Origin of the sequence: Streptomyces sp. NBC_01520, assembly GCF_045040375.1 — a bacterium.
In the GTDB taxonomy this organism is placed as follows: Bacteria; Actinomycetota; Actinomycetes; order Streptomycetales; family Streptomycetaceae; genus Streptomyces.
On record NZ_CP109404.1, the window covers coordinates 7,781,419 to 7,808,000 of the forward strand.

Here is a 26,582-nt window from a genome sequence, read left to right on the forward strand (position 1 = left end):
GCGTCCTCGTCCGGCCGTGACAGGAACGGGGCGGGGACGCAACCGGCCGGACGCCGCTGTCTCCACCCGCCGGTCCCGGCAGGCGCAGCGGCGTGGCCCGAAGCGGGAGGGAGGTTCGGTACGCTCTCGGTTGACTTCGGGACCGGCAGTGATCGGAACTGCCGTTGACAGGGGGATGGTTCCACATGAGCAGTGCACTTCCAGGCGGTCTCTTCCAGCCGCTCAAGCCGGGCGACCCCGCCACGGTGGGCGGATACCGCCTGGTGGCGGTGCTGGGCACGGGCGGCATGGGAAAGGTGTACCTCTCGTACACGCCGGGCGGCCGGCCGATCGCACTCAAGGTCATCCGGCCCGAGTTCAGCGAGGACCCCGAATTCCGGCGGCGCTTCGAGCAGGAGGTGCGGGCCGCGCAGCGGGTGCAGGGCCTGTACACGGCGCCCGTCATCGACTTCGACACCGACGGCGCGCAGCCCTGGCTGGCCACGTCCTACGTGCCGGGCCCCTCGCTCGCCCACGCCGTGGCCCAGCACGGCCGCCTCCCCCTGCGCAGTGTGCTGCTGCTGACCGTCGGGTGTGCCGAGGCCCTTCACGTCATCCACGGTGCGGGGATCGTGCACCGTGACCTGAAACCCGCCAACGTCCTCCTGGCCGCCGACGGGCCCCGCGTGATCGACTTCGGAATCGCCCGCGCGGCCGACGCCACCGCCCTGACCGGCAACGGCGTCAGCGTCGGCACCCCGGCCTTCATGGCGCCCGAACAGGCGGCGGCCGGTACGGTCACTCCGGCGACCGACATCTTCGCCCTCGGCCAGATGGTGGCCTACGCGGCCCTCGGCACCCCCGCCTTCGGTGACGGACCGTCACACGCGGTTCTCTACCGCATCGTGCACGAGGATCCCGACCTCACCGGCCTGCCCGAGGAGCTGCGTCCGCTCGTGACGCGCTGCCTCAGCCGTACCCCGGCCGGCCGGCCGTCCCTGCCCGAGATCATCGAGGCGTGCCACGAGATCTCGCCCGCCCCGCTGCGCCAGGGCGAGGACTGGCTGCCGCAGGCGGTCGCCGGCTCGATCACCGAGCGGCTGCAGCTTCCCGAACCGGCGAAGACGCCGCCGCCGAAGCCCACGGCCGCGCCGACGCCGACCGAGGTCTCCCCGCAGCAGCCCTCGGTGCAGGCCGCGAACCCGTACGCGCCGCACGGCGCGGGCATGGCCTCCGCACCGACGCAGGCCGCGCCGGGCATGCAGGCCGGGCAGGCCGCGCCGGGTGTCCAGGGTGCGCCGGGTGTCCAGGGCGCGGTGCCGCCCGGGTACGGTCCCGCACCCGGATATCCCGTGTCATCTCCCGGATACCGGACGCCTCCCGGGTTCGTACCCGGCTACCCCACCCAGCCGACCCACCACCAGGCCGGCTTCGCGCCCGCTCCGCCGAAGCCGAAGAAGCGGACGGGACTGATCGTCGTCGGTGCCGTCGCGGCCGCGGTCGTCGGCCTCGTGGTCATCGGCTCCCTCCTGCCGGACGGCTCCGGCAAGGGCGACGACGCCAACGACGCCAACACCCGCGAAACCGCCGGTGCGGCGGACAGCGCGTCGCAGGACAAGGAACAGAAGCGGACCGACCCCGAGCCGGCCTCGTACCAGGGCATCGACGTGACGGCGAACTATCAGATCATGCTCGCCGACAACCCGCCCCGTCCGGCCGACGGCGGCGACAGCGGCGTGTCCTACAACCACGGGGACCTCTTCTACTACCACGACTCCCTGTTCGGCGACGAGAAGCTCGGCACCGACAACGGCAAGCTGGTCCTGTTGAACAACTCCCAGAAGGGCTCGCTGGAGACCTGCCGCGCGGAGACGCGCTACACCGAGGACATCGCCTTCGACCAGCTCACGAAGGGGTCCGAGATCTGCGTGCTGAGCGACGGCGGACACATCGCCGTGGCGACCTACCGCGGCAAGTCGGGCGAGAACGACGCCAGCAAGTACATCACCCTCGACCTCACGATCTGGCGCAACGCCGAGGAGCCGAAGGACGAGAGCTGAGAGCGTGGCACTCCCGCCGCCCGGCCGGTGACGAAAGGCGGCGACCGAAGACCGACAGTGTGGAACGAAGGCTGTCATGTCCGGTCAAGTCTGGGTGTCACTCATATCGTTGGGCGGCGTCGCGCTCGGCGGCGCACTGTCCTTCCTCGTCCAGTTCGCCACGCAAAGGTCCGCCGAGCGGACGGAGCACCGACGGCAGCAGACCGAGCTGTCGGAGGCCCGGCGGGCGGAGCGGCTCAAGCTGCTGGAGCGGTTCGTCGAGGTGGGGGCCGAGGCCGAGCGCGCGGCCTTCAGCCGGCCGAACGAGTGGGACGACACGACCCCGTGGTTCCTCACGACACGGGACTCGATGAACAGACTCCGGGTCGCGGAACGGCTGATCGGCATCCAGTTCCCCCTGACCGTGCACGACGCGGCACGCGCCTACGTCCTCGACCTCAACCGGACCGTGTGGGAAGGCCTGCCCGAAGGTGAGAGCGTGCGCGACCACCTGGAGGACAACCGGCTGGCCTTCCTCGACGCGGCCCGAGAGGTCATGGGATGGCCCCGCGCTCCCCGGCTGTCCTTCCGGGGCTACCTCCCCGCGCGCAGGAACACGGGGGCCAGAGCGGCGGCCGAGGTGGTCACGTCCCACAAAGGGGTGCGGTCCATCCCCGGTACCGACGGGAGCAGCGCACTGGAGAGGCAGGTGTTCTCCGGCCTCGACGCGTAGCGGCCCGAGGCGCGGGGAACGGCCTTCACCAGATCCGTCGGTACGCCCAGGGCTCCGGCGATCACCCGTGCCCAGTCCGCGCGGGAGATCCGGCCGGGGCCGCCGAGGTGCAGGAGCGGGGGCAGCGCGCCGGGCTGCCGGAGGAGTACCGACGTCACCGCGGCCACGTCGTCCACGAGCACGGGTGTCGTCCACTGGTCGGCCGGTGCCTCCACCGTCTCGCCCCGTGAGAGGCGATGGGCGCAGGACGAGAAGAAGTTCAGCCACTTCTCGCTCCCGGCCGGTTCGTGACCGTAGACGAGGCTGACGCGCAGCACCGTGGCGGGGGAGACCGCCCGGGACAGCAGCGTCTGCTCGGCCATCAGCTTGGCCGCCCCGTAGGCGTTCGCGGGCGAGACGGGCGTGGTCTCGACGTTGTGCGGTGACGAGCCGTCGAACACGTTGTCCGTCGAGATCATGACGATGCGGTCCAGGCCCGGCAGGGTCGCGACGTTCTCCGTCACCCTCACATGGGTGGCCGCGGCCTCTTCGGGATGCGCCTCGCACCAGGTGACGTCGGAGGGACCATGGACCAGGACGACCGCCCGGGGGTCGACCGCCGACACCACACGGGCGCACGCCGCTGGATCGGTGGCGTCCAGTGCTGTCCATCGCGCACCGTACGCGGCAGGGTCGGCCGCCGGCCGGCCGCGGGAGGTGAGCGTCACCCGGTGCCCACCGGCGGTCAGCAGCCGGGCGATCTCCGTGCCGACGAACCCGCTGCCGACCACCAGAACACGCAGGGGGAGGCCGGAGCCGGTACGGGCCGGAAGTTCGGTCATCGGACGATCATCCTCTTCGTGTGTACGCCTTCCCCGAGCCGTCGGGTGACGAGCCGCCCCATGCCGACGAGACCGTGGTCGTCGTCCTCCGCACCCAGGACGACCATGGCGTCCACGGCTTCGGCCGTCAGTCCGAAGCAGCCCTGCCGCACGAGTTCCTCCACGAGCAGTTCCCGGTAGCGCTCGCCGACAGCCAGGGCGAAACCGCCCATGAGGATGTAGCGGCGGACCCCGATCGAGGTGAACACGGCCCCCACGGCGGAGGCCAGATGGACGAGCGTGGAGCGCAGGACGGACGTCACGAACGGGTCGCCGCCGCGGACGGCGGCAGCGATCTCCGGGTTGGTCAGGATCTCCGGATCGGTCGTTCCCAGGCGGGCCGGAGCCGATCCGGCGAAGGCCGCCGGATCGGCTCCGGCCGCCCGCCGCACCGCGGCGAGCACCCCGCGTCCCGAAGCGATCGCCCCCAGATGGCCGCGCCCACCGCAGTCGCACAGCGGGGCGTCGGGCGAGAGGTCGCACCTCCAGTGGCCGAGCTCACCACCGTGCCCCTCGGCGTCGAGGAGCACGTCGCCGTCGCGGAACACCTTGTTCCCGATCCCGGAGCTGATGGTCAGCAGACAGAAGGGGGCCGACTCCTGGGTCCCGTACCGCCAGGCCGCCGCCGTCAGGTCGTTGACGACGACGACGGGCACGGACAGCCGGGCGCTCAGGATCTCCTGGAGCGGCACCGCTTCCCCGCCCTCGCCCCACACCGTCGGCGCACCCAGCACGGTCCCGTCCCGGCCGACCGGGCCCGCGAAGGCGATGCCCAGCGCGGCGCCCGGGGCGGGACGGCCGTCGCCCTGGCGCCCCGCCTCCCGCACGATCTGCTCGATCACGTGCCGTTGCAGCGTGGCGACGGAAGCCCCAGGGTGCGCGGCCATGCCGTCCACCCGCATCCGCCGTACACGCGACAGACGGCCGGCGCCGTACGTGCCGGCACGCAGCGTCGTCCCGCCGACGTCCATGACCGTCATCTCATCGGACAGGTTCGTCATGATCGGCCTCCTCGAAGACGAGCAGGGCGAGTTCCGTGTCGGAGTCGTTGCTCAGACCGTGCTCGCCGAACGGTTCGTTCACCACGATGTCCCCCGCGCCTACGCGGAACACCTCGCCGTCGCGGTACATGAGACCGCTGCCGCTGAGGACGATGTACGTCTCACGGTCGCGGCCGTGCCGGTGGCGGCCGATGGACGTACCCGGGGGAAGTACGGCCAGGTCGATGAAGTCCGCGCCCGTCCCACCGCCCCTGGCGAACACCCGGTGGGCGAGGATCGTCCCCTCCCCGCCGTGGTCGTGGAGCTTCTCGGACATGAGGTCGCGCAGGTTGACCCGTCGCCCGCTCACGGCCGGACCCCCTCCCCGGCGTGGCGGGACCGCACGGCGAGATCGTCGAGCGCGTGCTGGAGCACCTCGCGGGGGATGTTCCCGAGGTCGTCGACGAACGTCGCCTTGCCGACGCCGGTGGGGACCACGAGATGCAGCCTGCGGCCCCGCCGCTCCCACGACTCCTCCAGTGCGCGGGTCATCAGCTCCGGTGTGCACGTGCGCGCGTCGAAGACGGGCAGCCCGATGCGTGCCAGCAGCCCGATGATCCGGTCGCACGTCTCCTCGTCGACCAGGCCCAGCCGCAGGGCGACGCACGCGGACAGCGCCATGTCGACGGAGACCGCCTCGCCGTGCTCCAGACGGTGGTCGCCCGCCGTCTCGACGACCGGACTGAACGTGTGGCCGAAGTCCACCAGGCGGGCGAGCTGATGCTCCCGCAGGTTCGGGCAGAGCTCCTCCATCATCAGCCGCATCGAGGTACGGAGGATGTACGCCTCCACCTCCCGGGGCGTGGGCCCGCCCGCCCCCCGGAACGCGCCCGGGTACCGCTCCAGGGTGTCGAACAGCTCCTCGTCCAGGATCACGGCCATCTTCACGATCTCCGCGAGACCGCACCGGATCTCACGCACCGGCAGCGTGGTGAGGAACGCGGGGTCGCTCAGCGAGGCGTGCGCCGGGTGGTAAGCGCCGAACATGTTCTTCGTACGGAGGGCGTTGACGCCCGTCTTCACACCGACACCCACATCGACCTGACCGACGAGGGTCGTGTTGACGCGGATGTACCGGATGCCGCGCGAGTACATGGAGGCGGCGAAGCCCACGATGTCCGAGACGATGCCGCCGCCCAGGGCCAGCATCACCCCGTGGCGGTCCAGCCCGGCGGCCTTGGCCAGCGAACACACCCTCTCCGCCGTGGCCAGTGTCTTGTTCTTCTCACCCGTGTCGATGGTGTGGACCGTCCAGGACCCAGGGGCCAGCGTCGCGTCCAGGTAGGCGCGCAGCGCCGCCCCGTAGAGGCGGTCGACCGACGGACCCATGAACGCGACGACCCGCCGTCCCTCCACCGCGCGTGCGAGCGCGGGATTGCCGGGGGACAGGACCCCGGGCACGAGGTCCACCCGGTATCCGGTGCCGTCCGGCGCGAGCAGGCTGAACCCCTCGGCGTCCTCCCGTACGCCCGAAACCCGTGAATCGTCAGCAAGAACCCGGCTTGCCATGTCTCTCCTCGATAGTCACTCGGTGTGCTTCCGGCCGTTCCCCGAAGCTCCGGGCCAGGTGATGGACGAGCGGTACGGCGGACAGGTCATCCAGGGGGACGGGCCGGCCGTGCTCGTCGGACATGGGCAGGCACCAGTTGGGGTGCACGCCTGCGGTGCCGGGCAGATTCTGAGGACGGCGGTCGCCCACCGTGTCCGGGAGCCAGACGCCGATCATCCGGGCCGGGGTGAGACAGAGGTACGTGTGGAGCGCCGCGACCTCCCCGGCGGGATCGGGCAGCAGCCCCAGTCGCTCCAACTCGGCGATCCAGCCGTCGCGTTCCTCGGCGGCCTCGGCCTTCTCCTGTTCCTCGGGGCGGGTGAGCAGACCCAGCGAGGCACGCAGCTCGACGTGCTCCCCGCTCAGCCAGGCCGCGGTGCTCGGCAGATCGTGCGTGGTCAGCGTCGCCATGCAGTTCTCCCGCCACCGCTCCGGTGGCAGGGGACCGAGCCGGCCCTCGGAGCCGCCCTCGTACTCGAAGCGCTGCACCGCGGTCCCCACGATTCCGCGGGCGGCCAACTCCTCGCGTACGCCCGGCTCGACCGTCCCCAGGTCCTCCCCGATGACGAACGCCTCGGCGGCCTCGGCCTCCGCGGTCAGCACCGCCAGCATCGCCTCGCCGTCGTAGCGGACATACGTACCCTCCGCCGGCGGACGCCCCTCGGGGACCCACCAGAGGCGGAACAGACCCATCACGTGGTCGACGCGCAGGGCACCCGCGTGCCGCATCCCCGCCCGCAGCAGCCGGGCGAACGGCAGGTAGCCCTCCGCGGCCAGCGCGTCGGGCCGCCACGGGGGCTGCCCCCAGTCCTGCCCCAGCGGGTTGAAGTCGTCCGGCGGCGCCCCCACCGACATGCCTTCGGCGAGGCAGTGCCGGAGGGCCCAGGCATCGGCCCCCTCCGGGGCCACGCCCACGGCGAGGTCGTGGACGAGCCCCACCGACATGCCCGCCTCACGCGCCGCGCGCTGGGCACCGCCCAGCTGCTCGTCGGTGATCCAGGCCAGCCAGGTGTGGAACGCGACGGAGCCGGCCAGCTCCCGGCGTGCCTCGGCCACCGCGGCCGACCGGGGATCGCGCAGCCCGGCAGGCCAGGAACGCCAGGCCGGGCCCCGTACATCGGCCAGGGCGCACCAGGTGGCGAAGTCGGTGAGCTCGTCGCCCTCCCGCGCCAGGAACGCGGCGAACGCCGCCTCCCGCGCCGGGCTGCGGGGCACCTCGAACACCTCGCGCAGGGCACGGTGCTTCAGCTCCCGCACCTCCTCACGCCGGATGAGGGCGTCCCCGTCCAGGACGGCGGAGTTGAGGGCCGCGGCACGGGAGGCGAGCTCCCCGACCCGCCGAAGCGACCCGTCGGCCAGGTGGGCGAATTCCACGACGGCCTCCACCCGTACGTGCATCGGGTCCGGGAAGCGGCGGCTGCTGGGCCGGTACGGCGACGGGTCCGGCAGCGCGCCGGGCTCCATCGCGTGCAGCGGACCGAGCTGGACGAAGTCCGCCCCCAGGTCCCGGCCCGCCCAGGAGGCGAGATCGCCGAGATCGCCGAGATCACCCATGCCCCAGGACCTGCGGGAGAGCAGGAAGTACAGCTGGACGAGGAAGCCCCAGGAGTGCTCCGGCGTCTTCAGGCGCTCCGGGGCCACCAGCAGGACCGCACTGTCGCGCAGGCCCGCCCGCTCGACGTACAGGGTGTGACGCCCCACGGGCAGCGGCTCGTCCAGCGACCGTACGCGGCCGTCGGCGCAGACCACCTCCGTACGGGCACCCGCCGGCAGGGCCGGGCGGGCACCGCGGGGCCCCCGCACCACGACGCACGGCGGTACGAGACGCCGGGCCCGCTCCGCGCGGTGCGCGGCGAGTGCGGCCTCGGCGGCGGCCGGGGTCGAGGCGTCGATGCCGCAGGACGCGAGCACCGCGACGAGGGTGTCCCGGGAGACGGTCATCTCCCGCCCCCGGTCGGTGCGGTACCCGGTCGCCACCCCGAGCGCCCCGGCCAGACGTGTCACCGTGTCACTCACAGGGTGCCCCCCATCGGCAGCACGGCCGCGCCGAACAGACGCTCGATCACCGAGGCCACTCCGTCCGCGTCGTTGGCAGGGGCGATCTCGTCCGCGACGGCCAGGAGCGAGGGGTGTGCGTTCGCGACCGCCACTCCGTGACCGGCGAGCGCGAGGAGCGGGATGTCGTTGGGCATGTCGCCGAACGCCACCGTGTCGGCGCCCGTGCGGCCGAGCAGGTCAAGGGCACGGGCAACGCCCGTGCCCTTGGTGATCCCGCGCGGCAGCACTTCGACCATGCCCTGGACGGAGTGCACCACCGTCACCTCGTCGCCGCACAGCCGCCGAGCGGTCTCGGCGAGGTCGTCGTCCCCGTGCAGCACGAGCTTGTCGACGGGCGTGTCCCACAGCAGGGTCCGGTCGGACGTGACGTCCCAGCCGTGGCGGACGCGTTCCCCGAATCCGGGCGTGACTTTGAAACGGCTCTCGGGCGGCGAGGTGACGACACCCAGTTCGAGTCCACCGACGACGGCCTCCAGGCGCTCGACGACGGACCGTGCCAGATCCCTGTCCAGCGTCACCGAGGAGAGCAGACGGCCCTCGCCCGTGTCGTAGAGCTGACCGCCCTGCCCGCAGACGGCGATCCCCGTGTACCCGATGGACTCCAGCAGGTGGCTGCACGCGGCCGCCGGCCGGCCGGTGACGACCAGATGGCGTGCACCGGAGGCGGCCACCAGCTCCAGAGCACGCAGGGTCCGGTCCGAGACGGTCAGATCGCCGCGCAGCAGCGTCCCGTCGAGATCCGTGGCCACCACCCGGTACGGAGGCCTTTCGGGCACCGAGGCGTTGTCCCAGGTGACCCGGCCGTCGGCGAGGGTGAGCCGCAGGACCAGCCCGCCCCGCAGAGAACCCGTGCGGGACTCACCCCGGAACACGCCGTCGTCATCGCGCCGCAGGGCCGCGAGCCCCGTCGTCCCGCTCGGCACCGGCTCGTCCGAGAGGGCGGCCTCCGCCGCCGACTCGGCACGCTCCGTGTCTCCCGGAGCGGACAGCCCCTCGGCCTCGACCACGACGTCGACCGCGACCACCTCGGGATGGACGTACTCCACCCGGTGCGCCGCGCCCACGGGCGCGGGAGCGACCCGGCAGCGGGTACGGACCGGGGCCATCAGGTCCTCACGGTCCGCCGCCCCGGCCAGAGCGGCGCAGCGCACGAAGTCCGCCCGCCGGAACGCCGCCGCGAACAGCCGCTCGTACGCGGCCCCGTCCAGCTCGGCGCACCGGCCGTAAGCAGCGGCGTCACCGAGGCGCTCGGCGCTCCGCGCTATCCCCTCGCGGTGCTCGGACCACGCCTGTTCGTCGAGGAGCCCGAACCAGCCGTACCGCACCGCGTCCTTCGCGGGCAGGCTCCGGGGCAGGTCGTCGAGCAGCTCCTGGAAGACGGACAGCCGCCGCCTGGCACTGTCGCTCCAGGTGAAGCGGCGAGCCGTCCGCACGGCGGAGGCCGACAGGCGCGCGTAGTCGTCCGGCGCCTCCCGGAACATCAGGGCCGCCTCCCGGATACGGTCCGCGAGCAGGTGCGCAAGCTCCCGGTCGTCGTCACGGAACGAGCCGCGCACCGCGAAGCCCGTCGCCCCCGGGTCCTGGGGCGGCAGGGCATGGCCGAAGTGGGCAGTGGTCCGCTGGGCGGTGGCGATCGGCACGGCACCGCAGGCCATCGCCTCGGCCTGCGCGATGAGGAATCCGTCGAGTTCGAACTTCGACGGATAGACGCAGAAGTCGGCACAGGCGGCCTCCGAGAACAGGGTGTCCTCGTCGACGAGCCGCCAGTCCAGACGCACTCGGTCCGGGTAGGCGTCGGCCACCCGTCGGAAGTACGCGTTGGCGGGGGGCACCTCGGCCGCACCGCCCGCACCCGTGGCACAGCGCAGGACGAAGCTGATGTCGGCCCCGGAGGCCAGGACCTCCTCCATGGCCTGCACCAGCTCCAACTGTCCCTTGTGATGCACCGCGTAGCGCGCCGCGTGGTAGAAGACCGGCCGGGCCGGGTCGAGACCCATCGACCGCAGGACGGCGGCGCGGTCGACCGCCGACGGGTCCTTGGCGAGCCAGCGGTCCGACACCCCGCAGCCACCGTCGAACAGCTTGCCCGCGTGCTCGCGCAGCAGCCCGGAGACCGGCAGCGACGCCACGTACCGCTCCATGGGCGTGTCGGCGAAGGTGCTGTAGTGGTCGCGCTGCCCCGGTGAGACGAAGTCCACGAGATCCGCGTGGGCGAGGAGCAGGGGGAAGACACCCACATGGTCCGGTCCGTACTCGGTGTGCAGCCGCGTCGCGGCGAGAGCCCGGACCATTGCCGCGGCGGGGGAGTCCTCAGGGGGCGGCACGTCCTCCCAGGACTCCAGGCCGGCTCCCGCTCCGGGACCGCGGACCACGGTCGTGTCGTCGCCGAACTCCCTCAGCAGTGCTTCGAGTTGGGGCCGGTAGATCTTCTGGGTGATCGGCGCGTTTGCCGCCACCGTGCTGACGCAGCGCCATCGGGGGTCGCCACGCAGCACGAGCGGGACGAGGTAGTGGTACGCGGGTTCGAAGCCGTGGACGACAGCGGGTTCCCCGCCGAACCACTCCTGGAGAAAGCGGAGCCCGGCCACCTGGAAGACGAGCGGCTTGAAGAACGCCAGGTCTCGGCCCTCCGAACCGGGCGGCGGATACAGCCGGTCCGGCAGCAGGTCCAGCTGCGCGTCCGAGAGGAAGTACACGTCCACGCCGTCCAGCCGCAGCCGGTGGGCGCACGTCGTGAGCGTCAGCGGCACCTCGGCAGGCCGCCCCGGCCAGGTCTTGGGATCGAGCACCAGCGGCACCGTGTGGTCCCGCCGGTAGTCGAGGTCCTCGATCGTGTGCGTCGCGCGCAGCCGGTCGAGATGACCGTGCGCGGGCGTGACGATCGAGACCCGGTGCCCGCGGGCCGCGTACTCGCGGGAGAGGTTCCACACGAGCGGCGACAGGCCCCCGCGCATCAGCCGGGTGTCGAATCCGCCGCACTCGTAGGCGAAGTTGATGATGTGCATGCGTGCGCTCCCTCAGCGTGCGACGTTCGGCGTCGGCTCGACGAGCTGGACGAAGCCGTCCTCCAGGACGACCGCGGAGTCGATGTCGGCCCCGTCGGGCACGACGGCACCCGGCAGTACCACGCTGCGCCGCACCCGTGCGCCGGCGCCGATCCGCACCCCGGGGAACAGGACGCTGTCCTCGACCCGGCCGTCACTGACCAGGTCGAAGGGCACGACGGAACGCTGGACGCCCGGGGCCTCCTCCACCCACGTGCGCGCCAGATACGGCGAGACGGTCCAGGGCAGAGCGCTCACCGGCAGGGCGGCACCGGGCCGTGTCATCGCGAGATGCGCGCGGTGGTAGCGCTCCACCGTCCCGATGTCCTCCCAGTGGCCCTCGACACGGTGCCCGCGGATGCGTTCGCCCGCCGCGAGCATCGCCGGGATCACGTCACGGCTGATGTCGTGCTGCCAGGCCGTGCCGTCCAGATCCTGGAGATACCGCTGCAGCACCTCCGCGTCGAAGACGCAGAACGCGGCGAAAACCAGGTCGCTGGTGGGGTGTTCGGGCTTCTCGACGAAGGAGGTGAGGAAACCGTCCGAGTCGAAGTCGACCACGCCGAACAGGTGGACCCAGCGCGGATCGATCCGCTGGTACGCGATGGTGAGCGCGGCCCGCCCGGCGATGTGCTGCCGGATCAGCGGCCCGTAGTCGAAGCGGTAGACATGGTCGGCGTGCAGCACCATCACGTGCTTCGTCCGGGGACCGAAGATGTGGTCGCCCTTACGGATCAGCGCGTCCGCCGTCCCGCGCTCCAGGGACCAGGTGCGTTCGGGAAGCTGCTGCGGCAGGGTCTCGCCCGCCGCGCGGTAGGCCGGGTCGTACGGCCCGAAGTGGACCCGGAAGCCGGGCGAGGTGCCGTTCCAGGCGGAGTGCAGGTCGTCCATGAGCTGCCGCTCCTCGTACTGCGACAGGAGCAGCACCTCGCCGACACCGGAGTCACGCGCGTTGGCGAGGCTGAAGTCGATGAGCCGGCACGCGCCGCCGTAGGGCACGAGCGGCTTCAGACGGCCGGTACCCAGCCGTCCCATGCGCTCACCGCGCCCGCCGGCCAGCAGGACGGTGCGTACGGAGTCGTAGTCAGCCACCGGACACCACGTCCCAGGCGATCCGGCCGTTCGACAGGGTCAGGAGCAGCCGGGCGGCGGAGTCCGCCGGAGGCCGCGGGCCCGTGAACTCCCCCGTTCCCGTGCGGGTCCACGCGGTGACCTCCGCCCGGGCACGGCCCTCCGGGGCCCGGGGAGCCGGCACGACCAGCTCCACCCGTTCCGCGTGGGCGAGCCGGTACACGAGGCCGTCGGCCAGCGGCGCGCACCGTTCCCGCAGCAGGACGGTCCGGTCCGCCGGCACCGAGGCGGGCCACCGCCGTACCACCTCCTCGCACACCGCGAAGTCGGCGCGCTCCCACGCGGCGTCGAACAGCTGCCGGGCCGTCTCCTCCGTGACCGGGCCCAGGCGTTCGGCGGCGGGCAGGTCGCCGGCCGCCACGGCGGCGGCGAGCACCTCCTCGGGCCGCTCGGACCACACCCGGGACGGCACGAGGCCGAACCAGCCGTGACGCAGGGCGTCGTCGGGAGCGAGCTCGGGCGACAACCCCCGCCAGAGCTCCGAGAACACCTCCAGATGCTGATCGGCACACTGCTCCCAGGTGAAGCCCGCCGCCACCTCCCGCGCACGGGCGGACAGGGCGCGGTACTCCTCGGGCCGCTCCCGGAAGAGACGCACCGCCTGACGGAAGCGGTCGGCCAGCGCCGCGACCAGGAGCGCGTCGTCCTCGGCGAACGAACGGTTGACGGAGAAGCCCGTCGCGGTGTCCGGCGGAGCGTCGTGCAGGAAGTGCGCCATGCCCCACTGCGCCGTGGCGACGGGCACGGCCCCGCAGGACATGGCCTCGCCCTGGGCGATCAGGAAGGTGTCCATCTCGAACTTGGACGGGAACACGCAGAAGTCGGCGGACGCCGCGTAGGCGAAGACCCGGCTCTCGTCGACGCGCTCCCACTCCAGGTGCACGTGTCCCTGATGGCGCTTGGCGACGTCGTGGAAGTACGGGTCGTCGATGCCGGTGCCCGAGATGCAGCGCAGCACGAAGTTGGCGTCGAGGCCGTCGGAGAGGACCTGGTCGATCGCCCTGACAAGCTCCACCTGGCCCTTGTGGTGGACCGCGTACCTGGCGTTGTGGAAGAAGGTGGGCAGCGCCGGGTCCAGCCCCAGGCCGGAGAGGACCTCCGCCCGGTCCACGGCGCCGGGGTCCGACGCGAGCCAGGTGTCCGAGATCGCGCAGCCGCCGACGAACTGCTTGTGCGCGTTGCGCCGGACCGTGTCGGAGACGGGCAGCGCCGCGAACAGGTCCTCGAACGGCGTGTCCCGGAAGGTGCTGTAGAAGTCCCGCTGGCCGGGGGAGAGGAAGTCGATGCGGTCGGAGTGGTCGGCGATCAGGTCGTACACGGTGAGATGGCCGGACGGGTACTCGTAGTGGAGATGGGTCCGCTCCTGGTACTGCCGCTGCGCCTCGCGCTCACCCGCCGGCAGCGGCCCGGCCTCGTCCGGCAGCGGCGGGGCACTCAGCAGCGAGAGGAGCCGGCGGACCTCGGGGCCGTACACCTTCTTCGTGATCGGCATGTTGCTCTGCACGGTGCTGACCACGCTCTTGCGCGGGTCGCCGCTCAGCGCGGGCGGCAACAGGTAGTGGTAGAAGGGCTCGTGGGCGTGGACGACCGCCCGCTCGTCGGCGAACCAGTTCTGCAGGAAGCGCACGCTGTCGACCTGGAAGACCAGGGGCTTGAAGAACGTGAGGTCGTTGCCCTTCGCCGAGTACGGCGGGTAGAACGTGTCGGGCAGCCGGTCCAGGTACTCGTTGGACAGGAAGTAGAGGTCGACGTCCTCGAGCCGGATACGGTGCGCCGTGGTGCGCAGCTCCAGGGGTACCTCGGCCGGGAAGCCCTGCCAGACGTCGGGGTCGAGGACGAGGGGGAGCGTGTACCGGTCGTCGTAGTCGAGGTCCTCGACCACATGGCGGCTGCGCAGGTCGTCGAGGCGTCCGTGCGCGGGGGTCACGACGGACACCCGGTGTCCGCGGCGGGCGAACGCGCGGGAGAGGTTCCAGAGGTACACCGAGGTGCCGCCCTGGAGGAAGGTGTGATCGAACCCGCAGCACTCGAAGTACGTCTCGATGATGTGCATGGGCTCGGCGGTCACGTCACTCACGTCAGTTCCTCGTGGTGAGAGGGCGGGCTGATGGGGAGGGCAGGCCGAGCGCGATCGCGTGGCGAAGATCGATCGCGGCGTGGTACGGCCGGGCGTGGGCGAAGTTGTAGTCCAGCTCGTGCAGCAGCCGGCGCAGGTACAGCAGCCGGCGCAGCGGTGCGTCGGCGGGGCTGTCGGACACGGTGGGGGCGAGCAGCAGCTCCATGACGCGCCGCCGCCAGAGGTCCGCCGCCTCGAACACCAGCAGGAGCAGGGCGCGTTCCCTCGGCGGCAGGCCGGGCGCGCCGTCCAGTGCGCCGTACATCGTCTCCGTCGCGTCGATTCCCAGGAGCCGAGCGCTCTCGAAGGCGGCCTCGTCGGCGCTGAAGTACTCCAGGGCCCGGTGCAGCGCGACGACGTCCTCCAGCGGGGACTGCTCGGACCAGCCCGCGTCGTCCGGACCGGTGCTGGGTGTCGAGATGTCGATGAGGCGTGGCGGGTCCCAGAGCAGATGCGACAGATGGAGGTCCCCGTGGCACGGCCCGGCGGACCACCGCACGTCCGAGGCGGTGAACTCGGTCCGCAGCAGGCCGGTCTCCACGGCGATCGACCGGAAGGCCCCGGCGACCGCGGCGGAGGGGAGACCGGCCTCGGTCCCGGCCCGCTCCGCGAGCGCCGCGGCCCGGTGCTCGGCGGCCCGGAGACTGCGCAGGACGGGGAAGTCGGGCGGGACCGTACCCGCGCCGAGCCGCACCCGCAGATCCTCGTGGAACGCACGGAGGAAGCGGCCGGCGGCCTCCAGCGGGGATTCGAGGGGGCTCAGGTGGTGGTGGACGAGGGTGTCGGCGAAGCCGTCCGCCCCTGCGCGCAGCAGCTTCGGCCAGAGCGAGCGGAGGTTCTCGCGCAGCGGTGTGTCGATGCCGGTGCCGGGCGCGTACGTGTAGACCACCCCCAGCGCGAACCGCTCGTCCCGGCCCGGAGGGAGGTAGCTGTAGTCGCCGAACCAGCGCGGTGTGCGACCGCTGCCGTCCATCAGGCGCAGCAGCTCGGGCTCGCGTACGCCGGGTCCCAGCGTGCGGTACGTCTTGTGGAGATGCGGGCGGCCGTCGATGTCGACGAGCGACAGCGAATTCGACGACCAGCCCTGCTCGAAGGGCAGCTGCCGGACGGACCGGGCCGCGGTGCCGCCGCCGCGGAACTCCAGGTGTCCGCCGCGCGCCGTCGGGATCCGCCCGCCTGTCGCCATGCGCCGGACGCAGGCGAGGTCGAAGGCGCTGGTGCCCTGTGCCTCGTCCAGACGGCCGGCCGCGTCGGTGTGTACGGGGACGAAGAGGGGCCGGCCGTGCGCGGGCCCCCCGACGGGGGACACGATGAGGGCGGTGGTTCCGGGGCCCAGTGCGGCCTCGTCGATCCGCTCGTACCCGTCGGCCCGGCGTCCGTCCTCCGGCATCCATGCGGCGCCGTGCAGCAGTTCGCGGAGCTGGGTGTCGCTGGTCACGCGGTTCGTCAACTCCCGGTCATCTCGTATCTGGAAAGGCCGCGCCGCCAGAGGGCCAGTGCGGCGATCACGGCCAGGCCGGTCACCACGGGAAGCCACCGGATCAGGCCCGTGTCGCCGTCGAGCAGATAGACGGCGGGCGCGTAGGACGTGAAGGCGAACGGCAGGACCCAGGTGAGCAGCGCGCGCAGCGACGGGTGGTACAGGTCGAGCGGATAGCCGGCGAACTCGGAGACCTGGGTGACCGTCTGCATCGCAGGCATGCTCGTCATGGTCCAGAAGGACAGCGAGGCGAAGAACAGCTTGATCGCCGTGTGGATGAGGGCGCCGCACAGGATCATCAGGGGGACGAGTGCCCACTGCAGCGGAGTGGGGCCGAGACCCAGTTCCGATCCGGCCCACAGGACCAGGACGATGCCGACGGCCACCTCGCCCAGCCCGTCGGGGTGGAAGAACCGTTCCGACAGGAGTGAGAAGAGGGGGTCCACCGGGCGGATGAGATGGCGGTAGAACTCTCCCCGCTGCACCAGCTTGCGGGAGAGCTCCCACAGCTGGTCGGTGAAGAGGTGGTCGATGCCGCGCGGCAGCAGCGAGCAGCCCAGCAGGAAGAGCACCTCGTGGTAGGACCAGCCGGCGACGACGGGGACATGGGTGAAGACGAGGGTCACCGCGACGGTCTGGAGCCCCACCCGGATCAGGAAGGCCCCCGAACCCAGGACGAAGTCGAGCCGGTACGAGGCGAGCCGGTGCAGACCGACACCGCCGAGGAAGAAGGAGAGCCGCAGATATCTCCGCGCGGTCCGGGTCATCCGCCGAGCACCTCCAGCCGGGAGGCCGCCGACCGCCACAGCGCGGCGCACAGCAGGACCAGCCCCACCGACCAGCCGAGCTGGTGCCCGAGGACGGCGGCGGCGCCGCCCACCCCCTCGTACCGGCCCAGGAGAAGGGTGAGCGGGCCGTCCACCATGGCCCGGAAGGGCAGCACCATGGCCAGGGTGTGCAGGGGTCCTGGCATCAGGGCCAGGGGCACCATCTGTCCCGCGAAGAACGCGACGACGCTCTGCTTGACCATGCGCACCCCCCAGGTGTTCGTGGTGAGGAATCCGGCCATGCCCGTCAGGAGGTTCACGCAGTAGGCGATGACGGCCGAGAGCACCGTGGAGCCGAGGAACAGCACCGCGTCCACCGGCGTGGGGGTCACCAGGGGCACTGACGCGGCGAAGAGAACCAGCAGGGGCACGCCGACCAGCACCGCGTTGGCACCGATGACGGGGAGACAGGAGGCGAAGCGGACCAGCGGATAGCTCACGGGACGCACGAGCATGACCGCGATGTCACCGCGGTAGACCTCCGCCGAGACCTCCTCGTCGACGCGGTTGGCGTGCACCACGCCCAGGACCTGGGCGACCACCAGATAGGTGGTGATGCTCTCGGTGGTGAAGCCGCCGGGACCGGGGCCGGAGGAGCCCGCGTACACCGCCCGCCACAGGAACACCGTCACCGCCGCACCCGCCGCGGCGGCTACCCCGGTGATCAGGAACGAGGAGCGGTACTGGAGCAGGGACTGCAGCCCGCTGGTGGCGAAGGGCAGATAGTTTCCGGTGCGGAGCGGGAGTCTCACGCGGCACCGCCGTCCGGGGCGGCCGGGACGGCGCCGCTCCGGTACGTCTGGCGGATCACGGTCTCCAGATCGGGTTCGGGGGCGTAGCAGTCGACCACGTCGAAGTGGTCCAGGAGGAAGGCGAGCACGTGCCGCGAACTGAACGCGTCCGCCGGGTAGTCGACGCGGATGCGGCCGTCCGGTGTGGCGTCGACCGTCGCCCCCGGCAGACCCGCCTCGATGCGGAGCGCGGTGGCCTCCACGGCCGGGCCGCCGCGGTGGTCGAAGACGACCGAGCGGCGGTCCGCCCGCCGCAGGAGCTCGTGGAGCGTCCCCTCGTACACGACCCGGCCGCCGTCCACGACCAGGGCGTCGTCGCAGATGGCGGCAATGTCCGACAGATCGTGGCTGGTGAGCATCACGGTCGTGCCGAGCTCCGCGCTGGCCCGGTTGATCAGGGTGCGGACGGCTTCCTTCAGGACCATGTCCAGGCCGATGGTGGGCTCGTCCCAGAAGACCACCTTCGGATCGTGCAGCAGGCTGGCCGCGATCTCCGCACGCATCCGCTGGCCGAGGCTCAGCTGGCGTACGGGCGTCGTCCCCAGGGCGTCGATGTCGAGGAGATCGCGGTAGAGGGCCAGATTGCGCCGGTAGACCGCGTCCGGGATCTCGTAGATCCTGCGCAGGATCTCGAAGGAGTCCGGCACGGAGAGGTCCCACCACAGCTGGCTCCGCTGGCCGAACACCACACCGATGGACAGGGCGTTGAGCCGGCGTTGCCGGTACGGTTCGATGCCGTTCACCAGGCACCGGCCGGAGGTGGGGGTCATGATGCCGGTGAGCATCTTGATCGTGGTCGACTTGCCGGCCCCGTTGGCGCCGATGTACGCCGTCTTGGAGCCCGCGCGGATGTGGAACGAGATGCCGTCCACGGCGTGCACGGTGCGGTAGTCGCGCGTGAACAGGGTGGACAGGCTGCCGAGGAGCCCCGGCCGCCGCTCGACCAGCCGGAAGTCCTTGGTGAGATTCTCGGCGACGATCACTCGGTCGCCTGCTCGATGGCGCGTCCGAGCAGGCGCACACCCTCGTCCAGGTGCGCCTCTTCCATCGTGAACGGGGGCGCCAGCCGGATGATGTGACCGCCGACCGAGGTGCGGAGTCCCAGGTCGAGAGCGGCGGTGTACACCGCCTGGGCGATGTCGGGAGCGGGTGTGCGCGAGGCGCGGTCCCGGACGAACTCCAGTCCGTGCAGCAGCCCCACCCCCCGGACCTGCCCGAGCACGTCGAACCGGGCGTGCAGTGCGGCGAGTTGCTCGCTCAGCCGCTCGCCGAGGGTGCGTACCCGCTCGATCAGACGGTCGCGCTCGACCACTTCGAGCGTGGCCCGTGCCGCGGCGATCCCCAGGGGATTCCCGGCATAGGTGGACGCGTACGCCCCGGCGGGGGAGGCGGCGGGCGAACGGAGCAGCTCGTCCCGGCCCGCCAGCACGGCGAAGGGGAACCCGTTGGCCATGCCCTTGGACATCGCGACGAGATCGGGCTCGATGCCGAACAGATCGGAGGCCAGGAACGAACCGGTGCGCCCGCCACCGGTCAGCACCTCGTCGGCGACGAGGAGCACCCCGTTGTCCCGGCAGGCCTCCGACACCCGCTCCCAGTATCCGGGCGGTGGCACGATGACCCCCGCCGCACCGAGGACGGGCTCGAAGACGAGGGCGGAGACGTTCGGCTTCTCCGCGATGTGCCGGGTGACCAGGGTGGCGCAGCGGACGTCGCAGGAGGGGTACTCCAGCTCCAACGGGCAGCGGTAGCAGTACGGCGAGTAACCGAGGACGCTGTTGCCGGCGAAGGCCTGGTTGCCGATGTCCCAGTGGACCAGCATGCGGGCGCCCATGGTCTTGCCGTGGAAGCCGTGGCGGAGGGCGCCGACGCGGTTGCGGCCCGGTTCGGCGGTCGCCTGGACGACGCGGAGCGCGGCCTCCACGACCTCCGCACCCGTCGAGAACAACGCGTAGGTGGTGAGGTGTTCGGGCAGCAGACGGGCTAACAGTTCTAAGAACTCGGCCCGTTCGGGTGTGGAGCTGTCGTGCACGTTCCACAGCAGGTTCGCCTGGCGCGTCAGCGCGGCCACGACCTCGGGATGGCCGTGGCCGAGGGACTGGGTGAGCGTGCCCGCGGCGAAGTCCAGGTACTGGTTGCCGTCCAGGTCAGTGAGGAACGCGCCGCGGCCTTCGGTGAAGACGCGTGCGCCGAGCGCCGCTTCCTCCGAGGCGCCGGGTGCCAGGTGCCGTGCCTCCCTGGCCAGCTGTTGCTGCTGGTGACCTGTCACCGGTGCGCTCCCTGGAGTGGACGAACTGGAGCGGATATCCGGCCAGTTGACCGATCCGACGTCCGAGTGAAGCACTCCGACCAGGCTCAAGCAAGGGATTGCAGAAACGTTCAGAATCGTCTTGCTATGTATTGCGCGGCTCTGCTTGAGTCGGCGCTACGACCGCAGACATATGCGTCGATCACGAGGAGGGACTGTGCACAGACACCCCCTGACCGCGCTCGACCGACGGCAGACGATGTGAAAGCCCTGGTCCTGGCCGGAGGAACCGGCAGCCGGCTGCGCCCGTTCACCCACTCCGGGACCAAGCAACTCCTCCCGATCGCCAACAAACCGGTGCTGTTCTACGGACTCGAAGCCATCGCGGCAGCCGGCATCCACGAGGTGGGCCTCGTCGTGGGCGACCACGAGCACGACATCCGCCGGGAGGCCGGCGACGGCGCGTCCTTCGGGCTCCACCTCACCTACATACGCCAGGTGCGGCCGCTCGGCCTCGCCCACGCGGTGGCCGTGGCACGCGACTTCCTCGCCGACGACGACTTCCTCGTGTACCTCGGGGACAACTACCTCCAGGACGGTGTCGACGGCTTCGTCACCCGCGCCGCCGCGCAGCCCGCCGCGGCACGCCTGCTCCTCACCCCCGTCCCCGACCCCAGCGCCTTCGGCGTGGCCGAAGTGAACGACGCCGGCCTCGTCACCCGCGTCGAGGAGAAACCCCCGTGCCCGCGGGGAGACCTGGCGCTCATCGGCGTGTACGCATTCACCCCGACACTGCACGAGGCGGTGCGGGCGATCCGGCCGTCACCCCGCGGTGAACTGGAGATCACGGACGCCATCCAGTGGCTGATCGACCACGGACACGACGTGCGGGCCGAGAACACGGCCTCCGTCTGGCGTGACACCGGAAGTGTCGACGACATGCTGGAGATGAACCGCCATGTCCTGGACGGGCTGACCGGGCGCATCGACGGCAAGATCGACCAGGACAGCACGGTCGTCGGACGGGTCAGCCTCGGCGAAGGCGCGGTCGTCCGCGGATCACGGATCGTCGGGCCCGTGATCATCGGCCCCGGCAGCGTCATCAGCAACGCCGTCATCGGCCCGTACACGTCGATCGGCGCGGGCTGCCGCGTGCGCGACAGCTCCATCGAGGCCTCGGTCCTGCTGGACGGGGCGGACGTGGAGCGCGCCGGCCGCATCGAGGGGTCCTTCATCGGCCGCGGCGCCGTCGTGTCGGCACCCCGATTCCCCTACGCCCACCGACTCTTACTCGGCGACCACAGCAAGGTGTACCTCAACCCATGACGCGACGCATACTCGTCACCGGCGGCGCCGGATTCATCGGCTCGGCGTACGTCCTGCACATGCTCGGCCCCGAAGGGCCGCCGGACGTGTCCGTGACCGTGCTGGACACGCTCACCTACGCGGGCAACCTCACCCATCTGGAACCGCTGCGCGATGATCCGCGGTTCCGCTTCGTACGCGGCAGCGTCGACGACCCGCGCATGGTCGGCCAAGTGGTGCGCGGGCACCACGAGATCGTGCACTTCGCGGCCGAGTCGCACGTCGACCGTTCCATCGAGGACGGCTCCCCCTTCGTGCGCACGAACGTGCTGGGCACCCAGATCCTGCTCGACGCCGCCCTGCGGCACGAGGTGACCACGTTCGTCCAGATCTCCACCGACGAGGTCTACGGCTCGATCCCCACGGGCGCCGCGACGGAGGAGGACCAACTGCGGCCCACCTCGCCGTACGCGGCCTCCAAGGCGGCCGCCGACCTCATGGGCCTGTCCTACCACCGGACCCACGGGCTGGACGTGCGGGTCACCCGGTGCTCCAACAACTTCGGCCCCCGCCAGCACCCCGAGAAACTGATCCCGCGCTTCGTGACGGCCCTGCTGGCCGGGGACGACGTACCGCTGTACGGCGACGGCTCCCAGATCCGCGACTGGCTCCACGTCGACGACCACGTGTACGCGATCGAGCTCGTCCGGACCGGCGGCCGCGCCGGCCGGGTGTACAACATCGGGGGCGGAACGGAGCTCACCAACCTCCGGCTGACCCACCACGTACTGGCGTTGTGCGGAGCGGGAGCCGAACGCGTCACCCATGTGACGGACCGCAAGGGACACGACCTGCGGTACGCCGTCGACGACACCCGGATCCGACGGGAACTCGGATACCGGCCCCGCACCGACTTCGGCCAGGGCCTCGCCGACACGGTGCGGTGGTACGAGGACGACCACGCGGCCACGTCCGCCCGGACGGGGTGAGAAGGAGCTCCTCACGCTCCGGTGCCCCCTCGAACCGCGGTTCGAGGGGGCACCGGAGCGTACCGGGAACGCCGTCACGGCAGGGGGGTTCCCCGCGCGGCGGTCCACAGCTCGTACCACTCCTCGTGGCTGAGCCCGGGTGCCCGCGTCACCGCGTCGCGGCAGGCCCGGATGCGTTCGGGGCGCGTGGTTCCGATCACCGGGACGATTCCGGCGGGATGCTTCTGGAGCCACCACAGCAGGACGGTCTCCGGGGTGGTGCCCGCGCGTTCCGCCAGCCGGCTCACGAGCCGGCCGGCCGGTGTCGCCTCCGGGTCGGCGAAGCGGCCTCCGGCGAGCGCCCCCCAGGCCTGGAGCTCGATGCCCTGCGCCACGCAGTACTCCGTCGTCCCCGCGGGGAAGCCGACCCCTGCCGCCGCCGGCGTGTTCACGAGCACGCCCTCCTCGACCCAGTCGCGGCGGTGCAGACTCATCTCCAGCTGATCGACGGTCAGAGGCACGTCGAGGTAGGACTGGAGATGTGCGATTTGGGTCGCGCTCATGTTCGACACCCCGAACCGGCGGACCAGCCCCTGACGGTGCAGGGTAGCGAGGGCACCGGCGATCTCTGCGGGGTCGGCGAGCGGATCGGGCCGGTGCAGCAGCAGCACGTCGAGGACATCGGTGCGCAGCCGCGCGAGACTCTCCTCCACGCGGCGGACGATGGTCGGCCCACGCAGGTCGTACAGACCCGGCCTGTCACCCTCGGGGAGGCGGATACCGCACTTGGTCTGCAGTGTGATCCGGTCGCGCAGACCCGACGCCCGGGACAGCACCTCGCCGAAGACGGCCTCCGACTTGCCGTACCGGTAGATGTCCGCGTGGTCGAACGAGGTGATCCCCGCGTCCAGGGCCGTTTCGACCACGGCCTCCGCCTGGGCGATGTCCTGCGGTCCGTAGGGGGTGGTGTCCCAGCCCCCGCCGAGCCCCATGCACCCGTACAGCACTCGGCCGCCGGTGACGTGCGCGCTTTCCGTCATGCTCGTCCTTCCTCGGGGGCGGGGCCCGTCACGGGACCGGCGCCGTGGACGACGCCGGTCATGAGGCCGGCGCCGTGGTGATGGCTTCCGCCAGCATCTCGGCGAGGGCCAGGACCGGGAGTTGGGTGTTGGCCGCCGGCACCGTCGGCAGTACGGAGGCGTCCGCCACCCGCAGGTTGGGCACGCCGCGCACACGGCCCTCACCGTCCACCACCGCCGCGGGATCGCTCTCCGGCCCCATCGCGCACGTCCCGACGGGATGCCAGTACGTGCCCAGACGGGCACCGAGATCGGCCTCGGGCAGCTCGTGCGCGGGTGTCCCCGGGGGAAGCGCGGCGAGACCCTTGAACGCCGTCGACCCGGCCAGCTCGCGGGCGGTCTCCAGCCCCGAACGCAGTACGGCCACATCATGGCCGTCGGCGTCCGACAGGAATCCCGGATCGATGTGGAGGGGCGCGGTGTGATCGGCCGACCGCAGCCGCACGACGCCGCGGGAGACCGGCTTCATGAGGAAGGCCGACACCCCGGCCTCGTACTGTCCGGACGGCAGCGACCCGAAGAGCGGCGCACCCGCGGAGGGAAGGACGTGCACGTCCCACGAACCTTCCGGACAGCGGCCGCTGGCCGTCCGGACGAGCACGCGGCTGACATAGAGCTCACCCCGCTCGTCCTTCGCCGCCAGGGCCGCGTTCAGCTCCGGCGTCGGTACCAGGGGCAGGAAGACGCCAGGCTGATCGATGAGGTTGGCACCCACACCGGGGAGGTCCACGGCGGGGGTGATCCCGGACTCGCGCAGATGGCCGGCGGGGCCGATCCCGCTGCGCATCAGCAGCTCGGGCGACCCGAAGGTGCCGCAGGCCACCACGTACAGACCACCGCTGACCGTGTGCCGTCCGCCACCGCCACTGCCATGGACGACGACGCCGTCCACCCGTCCCCCGCGGACGATCAGCCGGTCGGCGGTGACCTGGTCCAGGACGGAGAGGTTGGGACGGCGCCGGGTCTCGGCGTCGAGGTAGGCGAAGGCGGCGTTCCAGCGCCGGCCGTCCACGGCGTTGATCAGCGGGGAGCCGTATCCGGGGGCGCCGGGGCGCGCCATGTCGACTTCCCCGTAACCGAGTTCGCGTGCGGCGTCCAGAGCCGCGCGACTCCACGCCGACAGCTCGCCGTCCGGCACCTGACGCAGCCCCATCCGGCGCACCGCCCTTTCGCGGTACGGCTCCATGGCGGCGGCGGTCCAGCGGGGACCGCCCGCCCGGGACCACTCGTCGTGGTCCGCAGCCGAACCCCAGGTGTTCCAGCAGCCGTTGACGCAGGACGAACCGCCGAGGACACGGCCACGGATCCGGTGCACGGGAGCGTGCCTCTCCCACACGTCGTCACGTGGGAGCGCGCGGGCGTTCAGTACCTTTTGGGGCCAGTCGTCGGGCCGCGGGCCGTAGTCGGGGCCCGCCTCGACGAGGCAGACGGAGAGCCCGGCGTCCTCGCTGAGCCGGGACGCCAGCACACAGCCGGCGACACCTCCGCCCAGGACGACGACGTCGAAGGAGGCCGTGGACGGTGCGGACGTCATCGTCCGCCCTCGGCTCCGCCGCCCGCGGACACCGGTTCCCCCGTCAGCTCCGCGATCTCCGCGAGGAGCCCGGCGCGGTCGATGGCGTCGCTCCCGGTGGCCGGGACGGTGCAGGCGTAGGCGCCGGCCACCGAGCCGTAGAGGGCGCTCCGGACCAGGTCCTCGCCCGTCAGCCGGCCGAAGAGGAAGCCGGAGGCGAAGGCGTCGCCCGCCCCGTTGGAGTCGACCACCGGCTTGCGCGGCTCGACCACCGGGACGTGGACCAGCCCGTCGGCGGTCAGCAGATACGCGCCCTCGGCCCCCGCGGTGGCGATCACGGCCTCGGCCCGCCCCCGCTCCAGGATCCGGTGCATGGTCTTCTCCTTGTCGACCAGCGCGGCGGTGGACACGAAGACGATGTCCGCGCCGTAGGCGAACGGCTCGTGATACGGGTTCTCGCCGTCCCAGTTGTGGAGGTCGGTCGAGATGCTGAGGCCCGCTTCACGCAGCTGGGGGAGGGTGAAGGCGCACGGGTACGTGATGGAGACGTGCGCATGGCGACTCGCTGAGGCCAGGGAGCGGACCAGCTCCTCGGGGAGGCGGTCGGACTCCTGGGAGCGGCTGTCGTCGTAGAGGGAGAGCCGCCGCCCGTCCGGGCCGACGAGATTGACGGCCCGCTTCGTCCCGCCGGGCAGGGGTACTTCGGTGAAGCCGATGCCCCGGTCGCGGTGGAAGGCCCGGATGAGATCGCCGGACGGGTCGTCCCCGATCATGTCGAGGTGATGCGTGCGCAGCCCCAGCGAGCTCAGGCCCAGCGCCACGAAGTCGCCGGTCTGCCCGGCCCGGGTCTCGATGCCCGGCCGGATCATGTAGCTGTCCGCGTACGGGAGCGGGAGCTCGGGGACGTACACGATCGTGTCGACGCCCGACCCTCCTAGGACGAGGACGTCGTATTCGCTGCTCATCGCTGTTCCTCTCGCACCCGAGGGGGATGGTGTCCGGCCCTCGCGCGGACATCCGAGGAGGGCTGGCAACCACCTTTGATTGCAGGTGAGTTAAGCAGCCGGTGACGATCTCGGCAAGAATTTGCAGAGTGTTTCAGTAAGGTGTTGCGAACGTTGTCCCGAAGGTGCCGGAACCGGTTCCGTGGCCGGTCTCCATGGCGCCGCCCGTGCCGGGGGAGATCAGTCCGCACGGTGGCCGGCGGCCCGCTCCGCCAGGGCGAGCAGCGTGGACTCCGCGCTTTCGGCCGTGTGGTCGCGCAACGCCTCGACGTCCTCGCGGGTGTCACCCAGGACCGGATCGGTGCGCAACAGCTGCCAGGACTGCTGGACCACGCTGCCCCGGCCCCGGCCCTGTCCGTGGAAGTGCCAGTCCCACCGCACGATGCCGTCCCCGGCCCCGCCGACCACGAAGACGAACGCGACACCCGGATCGGTCCGCACCACCTCGGATTGAGTGACCCATGCGCGCCCGTCCCGCTGGTTCCGGCCGCTGAACCGGGCGCCGGCCCACGGGCCGTCCTCCGGCGCGTAACGGACGCCGCTCGCACTGGGGCTCCATGTCCCGGTCAGGGACACGTCGCTGATGAGGCGGTAGACGGAGTCCGGCGCCGCGGCGACCCAGCACCGCCGGGTGAACGCGAAGGGCGTCGGATCGAGGTCGGCGAGCGCGTGGCGGGCGGCCGGGACGGCACTCGTGGGTTTCGTCGGGAAGCGAAGGAGGGAGGAGGGAGGGAGAAGGGACATGCGGTTCATCCTGAAGGCGGGTACGGGTACGGGTACGGGTACGGGTACGGGTACGGGTACGGGTACGACCCAGA

General features: G+C 71.7%; 20 protein-coding genes and 1 pseudogene. 4 read left to right on the plus strand and 17 right to left on the minus strand.

Annotated features, from left to right (window positions below):
- Nucleotides 1-185: 185 nt before the first annotated feature.
- A complete protein-coding gene (locus tag OG524_RS34920) occupies nucleotides 186-2,039 on the plus strand; it encodes a serine/threonine protein kinase (protein ID WP_405386172.1) in 1,854 nt (617 codons plus the stop codon).
- Between the two features lie 76 nt (nucleotides 2,040-2,115).
- Nucleotides 2,116-2,580, plus strand: a pseudogene (locus tag OG524_RS34925) (hypothetical protein); the annotation flags it as partial.
- Between the two features lie 32 nt (nucleotides 2,581-2,612).
- Here the strand turns inward: OG524_RS34925 and OG524_RS34930 are convergent.
- The 13 genes from OG524_RS34930 to OG524_RS34990 are packed head-to-tail and all read right to left on the minus strand — an operon-like array spanning nucleotide 2,613 to nucleotide 19,916.
- Complete coding sequence (locus tag OG524_RS34930) at nucleotides 2,613-3,572, minus strand: SDR family oxidoreductase (protein ID WP_405386170.1); 960 nt, start codon at nucleotides 3,570-3,572, stop codon at nucleotides 2,613-2,615.
- Nucleotides 3,569-4,612 (minus strand): ROK family protein, encoded by a 1,044-nt coding sequence (locus tag OG524_RS34935; protein ID WP_405386168.1) that lies wholly within the window; start codon nucleotides 4,610-4,612, stop codon nucleotides 3,569-3,571. The genes OG524_RS34930 and OG524_RS34935 overlap by 4 nt, the downstream gene beginning before the upstream one ends.
- Complete coding sequence (locus tag OG524_RS34940; RefSeq protein ID WP_405386166.1) at nucleotides 4,593-4,961, minus strand: cupin domain-containing protein; 369 nt, start codon at nucleotides 4,959-4,961, stop codon at nucleotides 4,593-4,595. The genes OG524_RS34935 and OG524_RS34940 overlap by 20 nt, the downstream gene beginning before the upstream one ends.
- On the minus strand, nucleotides 4,958-6,160 hold the full coding sequence (locus OG524_RS34945) for a sedoheptulose 7-phosphate cyclase (protein ID WP_405812357.1): 1,203 nt from the start codon (nucleotides 6,158-6,160) through the stop codon (nucleotides 4,958-4,960). The genes OG524_RS34940 and OG524_RS34945 overlap by 4 nt, the downstream gene beginning before the upstream one ends.
- Nucleotides 6,138-8,216, minus strand: coding sequence for a 4-alpha-glucanotransferase (gene malQ, locus OG524_RS34950; RefSeq protein WP_405812358.1), 2,079 nt, complete (start codon nucleotides 8,214-8,216; stop codon nucleotides 6,138-6,140). The genes OG524_RS34945 and malQ overlap by 23 nt, the downstream gene beginning before the upstream one ends.
- On the minus strand, nucleotides 8,213-11,263 hold the full coding sequence (locus OG524_RS34955; protein ID WP_405812359.1) for an HAD hydrolase family protein: 3,051 nt from the start codon (nucleotides 11,261-11,263) through the stop codon (nucleotides 8,213-8,215). Before OG524_RS34955 ends, malQ begins: the two co-directional genes overlap by 4 nt.
- A gap of 12 nt (nucleotides 11,264-11,275) precedes the next feature.
- Nucleotides 11,276-12,394 (minus strand): sugar phosphate nucleotidyltransferase, encoded by a 1,119-nt coding sequence (locus OG524_RS34960; RefSeq protein ID WP_405386159.1) that lies wholly within the window; start codon nucleotides 12,392-12,394, stop codon nucleotides 11,276-11,278.
- Nucleotides 12,387-14,510 (minus strand): glycosyltransferase, encoded by a 2,124-nt coding sequence (locus OG524_RS34965; protein ID WP_405812360.1) that lies wholly within the window; start codon nucleotides 14,508-14,510, stop codon nucleotides 12,387-12,389. The genes OG524_RS34960 and OG524_RS34965 overlap by 8 nt, the downstream gene beginning before the upstream one ends.
- A 1-nt stretch (nucleotide 14,511) precedes the next feature.
- A complete protein-coding gene (locus OG524_RS34970; RefSeq protein ID WP_405812361.1) occupies nucleotides 14,512-15,987 on the minus strand; it encodes a hypothetical protein in 1,476 nt (491 codons plus the stop codon).
- A gap of 8 nt (nucleotides 15,988-15,995) precedes the next feature.
- The gene (locus tag OG524_RS34975) at nucleotides 15,996-16,796 is read right to left on the minus strand and encodes an ABC transporter permease (protein WP_405386153.1); all 801 of its coding nucleotides are present in this window, start codon (nucleotides 16,794-16,796) and stop codon (nucleotides 15,996-15,998) included.
- Nucleotides 16,793-17,608, minus strand: coding sequence for an ABC transporter permease (locus tag OG524_RS34980; protein WP_405386151.1), 816 nt, complete (start codon nucleotides 17,606-17,608; stop codon nucleotides 16,793-16,795). The genes OG524_RS34975 and OG524_RS34980 overlap by 4 nt, the downstream gene beginning before the upstream one ends.
- Nucleotides 17,605-18,630 (minus strand): ATP-binding cassette domain-containing protein, encoded by a 1,026-nt coding sequence (locus OG524_RS34985; protein ID WP_405386149.1) that lies wholly within the window; start codon nucleotides 18,628-18,630, stop codon nucleotides 17,605-17,607. The genes OG524_RS34980 and OG524_RS34985 overlap by 4 nt, the downstream gene beginning before the upstream one ends.
- The gene (locus OG524_RS34990) at nucleotides 18,627-19,916 is read right to left on the minus strand and encodes an aspartate aminotransferase family protein (protein WP_405386147.1); all 1,290 of its coding nucleotides are present in this window, start codon (nucleotides 19,914-19,916) and stop codon (nucleotides 18,627-18,629) included. Before OG524_RS34990 ends, OG524_RS34985 begins: the two co-directional genes overlap by 4 nt.
- Before the next feature lie 240 nt (nucleotides 19,917-20,156).
- Here OG524_RS34990 and OG524_RS34995 point away from each other — a divergent pair, with 240 nt between their 5' ends.
- Both OG524_RS34995 and rfbB read left to right on the plus strand, forming a co-directional pair.
- Entirely contained in the window at nucleotides 20,157-21,221 is a 1,065-nt protein-coding gene (locus OG524_RS34995) for a glucose-1-phosphate thymidylyltransferase (RefSeq protein WP_405386146.1), read from the plus strand.
- Nucleotides 21,218-22,189 (plus strand): dTDP-glucose 4,6-dehydratase, encoded by a 972-nt coding sequence (gene rfbB / locus OG524_RS35000; protein WP_405386144.1) that lies wholly within the window; start codon nucleotides 21,218-21,220, stop codon nucleotides 22,187-22,189. Before OG524_RS34995 ends, rfbB begins: the two co-directional genes overlap by 4 nt.
- A 74-nt stretch (nucleotides 22,190-22,263) precedes the next feature.
- Here rfbB and OG524_RS35005 read toward each other — a convergent pair whose 3' ends face one another.
- The 4 genes from OG524_RS35005 to OG524_RS35020 all read right to left on the minus strand — a co-directional run bounded on the left by OG524_RS35005 (nucleotide 22,264) and on the right by OG524_RS35020 (nucleotide 26,508).
- Nucleotides 22,264-23,208 carry an aldo/keto reductase family oxidoreductase gene (locus OG524_RS35005; RefSeq protein WP_405812362.1) on the minus strand — a complete coding sequence of 315 codons (945 nt, stop codon included), beginning with the start codon at nucleotides 23,206-23,208 and terminating at the stop codon, nucleotides 22,264-22,266.
- Nucleotides 23,209-23,266: 58 nt separating this feature from the next.
- Nucleotides 23,267-24,781 carry a GMC family oxidoreductase gene (locus OG524_RS35010; protein ID WP_405386141.1) on the minus strand — a complete coding sequence of 505 codons (1,515 nt, stop codon included), beginning with the start codon at nucleotides 24,779-24,781 and terminating at the stop codon, nucleotides 23,267-23,269.
- Nucleotides 24,778-25,725, minus strand: a complete 948-nt coding sequence (locus tag OG524_RS35015; RefSeq protein ID WP_405812363.1) for an adenosine kinase — start codon at nucleotides 25,723-25,725, stop codon at nucleotides 24,778-24,780. Before OG524_RS35015 ends, OG524_RS35010 begins: the two co-directional genes overlap by 4 nt.
- Before the next feature lie 219 nt (nucleotides 25,726-25,944).
- A complete protein-coding gene (locus OG524_RS35020; protein ID WP_405812364.1) occupies nucleotides 25,945-26,508 on the minus strand; it encodes an SRPBCC family protein in 564 nt (187 codons plus the stop codon).
- Nucleotides 26,509-26,582: the final 74 nt, after the last annotated feature.

Coding starts and splice junctions, on each gene's coding strand:
- OG524_RS35010 (WP_405386141.1), bottom strand. CDS start 24,781: ATGACGTCCGCACCGTCCACGGCCTCCTTCGACGTCGTCGTCCTGGGC.
- OG524_RS34920 (WP_405386172.1), top strand. CDS start 186: ATGAGCAGTGCACTTCCAGGCGGTCTCTTCCAGCCGCTCAAGCCGGGC.
- OG524_RS34975 (WP_405386153.1), bottom strand. CDS start 16,796: ATGACCCGGACCGCGCGGAGATATCTGCGGCTCTCCTTCTTCCTCGGC.
- OG524_RS34955 (WP_405812359.1), bottom strand. CDS start 11,263: ATGCACATCATCAACTTCGCCTACGAGTGCGGCGGATTCGACACCCGG.
- OG524_RS35020 (WP_405812364.1), bottom strand. CDS start 26,508: ATGTCCCTTCTCCCTCCCTCCTCCCTCCTTCGCTTCCCGACGAAACCC.
- OG524_RS35015 (WP_405812363.1), bottom strand. CDS start 25,725: ATGAGCAGCGAATACGACGTCCTCGTCCTAGGAGGGTCGGGCGTCGAC.
- OG524_RS34930 (WP_405386170.1), bottom strand. CDS start 3,572: ATGACCGAACTTCCGGCCCGTACCGGCTCCGGCCTCCCCCTGCGTGTT.
- OG524_RS34945 (WP_405812357.1), bottom strand. CDS start 6,160: ATGGCAAGCCGGGTTCTTGCTGACGATTCACGGGTTTCGGGCGTACGG.
- rfbB (WP_405386144.1), top strand. CDS start 21,218: ATGACGCGACGCATACTCGTCACCGGCGGCGCCGGATTCATCGGCTCG.
- OG524_RS34935 (WP_405386168.1), bottom strand. CDS start 4,612: ATGACGAACCTGTCCGATGAGATGACGGTCATGGACGTCGGCGGGACG.
- OG524_RS35005 (WP_405812362.1), bottom strand. CDS start 23,208: ATGACGGAAAGCGCGCACGTCACCGGCGGCCGAGTGCTGTACGGGTGC.